The 2,010-nt window shown below is 45.3% G+C and carries 2 protein-coding genes; one reads left to right on the top strand and one right to left on the bottom strand.

Translation table 11 applies throughout. From position 1 onward, the window contains the following. A partial coding sequence (locus ACI4N7_RS03960) for a DciA family protein (protein ID WP_439732068.1) occupies nt 1-881 on the bottom strand: 881 nt, incomplete at its 3' end. Between the two features lie 248 nt (nt 882-1,129). Here ACI4N7_RS03960 and ACI4N7_RS03955 point away from each other — a divergent pair. After that, nucleotides 1,130-2,010: PPK2 family polyphosphate kinase (locus ACI4N7_RS03955; RefSeq protein WP_439732067.1), on the top strand; the 881-nt coding region annotated here is incomplete at its 3' end.

Genomic DNA, 2,010 nt, shown 5'->3' with positions numbered 1-2,010 from the left:
GGCATTTTTTTCAGCATGTCTTCCGCTTCCTGTTCAGTAATGGAGGACAGGGGCTTATGGAGAAGAAGGGCAAGAAGCTTTCTTTTTTCTTCTGCTGTTCCCTGTTTATGGAAAATCTTTTCTTTGGCCCTGTGGATCAGAATATCCCGGGCTTCCTCGTACATGCTGTATTCGCAGGGAAAGACAGATCGTACCTGCTGATAGGTATAGTGGGGATTTGCTTTCAGGAGAAGAATGACCTTGTTTTTCTTCGTCTTATTCAGCTTTCTCCGGCAGGCAGGACAGATAGGGCTGTCAGGAGGACAGAGACTGCCGCAGAGGGCACAGGCGTGATAGCCATCAGCCAGTTCTCCCTTTCTGATTTTCAGTACTTCTTCCATCATTTCCTTGAAAGGCAGGCGGAGCGCTTCCTTTTTGACGTGGCCATCCACCCAGCTGGTAATCCATTGCTCTTCCCTGTCTGAAAGAGACTGGCTGTACCGTTTCTGTTCCTTTTCAATGGTACGGTTTACAGGGTCCAGGGTGGTGAAAGGCTTGTAGGGCTTTTTGGGGGAGCCTGCCAGAAATTTGATATCCGTAAAATAACGTCCGATTTCATCCTTGGCAAGTTCTTTCAGAATGTCTTCTTTCATCATGAAAAGATGCTGCAGAAAGGTGGAATTGGTGACCCGTACAAAGAGAGTGGGACCTTTACAGCCGGCAATGTAGGATTCCTCGGCCATCAGCTTTCCCACGATTTTTTCCCACCGTTTCTGGAAAAGATAAAACTGGAATCCCTTATTGCCGAAGAGCTTCTGCTTCAGGTCAGACTGGGAAAATACACCGGCTATGCTGTCCATGGTGCGGTATCGTTTTCCTTCCGGTTTTCTGTCTTCGTCCATAAGTGCTCCTTTCCGGGAAAATGGCGGCTTTCCTGCTTTCTCCCTGTTTCTATCCTTTATTATACCCTATTTTGGAAAAGGCTCTGCAGAAAGAAGAAAATGGAAATGTTTTTCTGATGAAAACAGAGGACTGTTAATACCGCAGGAAATGATAATAGGCACGTATAGAAAATCTTTTTATAACCGGATAGGGAAATATGTTTTATAATTATAAAAGAGAGAGTCTGTAGGAACAGGAGGATGATGGTATGGATGAAATTAAAGATGGAAAAGTCAATATTGAACGGTATCGGGTCAAGGAAGGCACCAAGGTCAGCCTGAAGAAATTTTCTACCCAGTGTGATGTAAGTATCGACAAGGCGAAAGTCAAATCCCTCTATTTTCCGGAAGTGATTGAAAAAGTCAAAGATCTGCAGGAAAAGCTCTATGCCCAGAATACATACGGACTGATTATCGTGCTGCAGGCTATGGATGCTGCGGGGAAAGACGGCACGGTGAATCATGTCTTTGCCAATCTAGATCCCGGCGGCGTCAAGGTGGTTTCCTTCAAACAGCCTACCAGTGAGGAAAAAGATCATGATTACATGTGGCGTATCAATAAGGCCCTTCCGGAACGGGGAGACATCGGTATATTCAACCGTTCCCAGTATGAAGATGTCATTGTCACAAGAATTCATGATCTGATCCATAAGGGACAGCTGCCTCAGGACCTGATTCATAAGGACTTCTGGGAAGAAAGATATGAACAGATCAATAACTGGGAAAAATATCTCTATCAGAACGGATTCCAGATGGTGAAGATATTCCTGCATGTATCCAAAAAAGAACAGCAGCGCCGTCTTATGGACCGGATTATCAACCAGCAGAAGAACTGGAAATTTTCCATGTCCGATATCAATGAAAGACAGTACTGGGACCGGTATCAGGAACTGTATGAAGAAATGATTTCCAAGACTTCCAAGGAGATTTCTCCCTGGTACATTGTGCCGGCGGACAATAAATGGTATACCCGCTACATTGTGGCGCTGATTACCCTGCAGGCACTGAAGAAGATCAATCCCCAGTTCCCGAAGCTGGCACCGGAGGTGGCAGAACAGCTGGAAAAATTCAAGAAGCTGATTTCAGAAGT

This window comes from Dialister sp. (assembly GCF_051885895.1).
Lineage (GTDB): Bacteria > Bacillota > Negativicutes > Veillonellales > Dialisteraceae > Dialister.
This window is presented reverse-complemented; position numbering and strand designations above follow the sequence as displayed.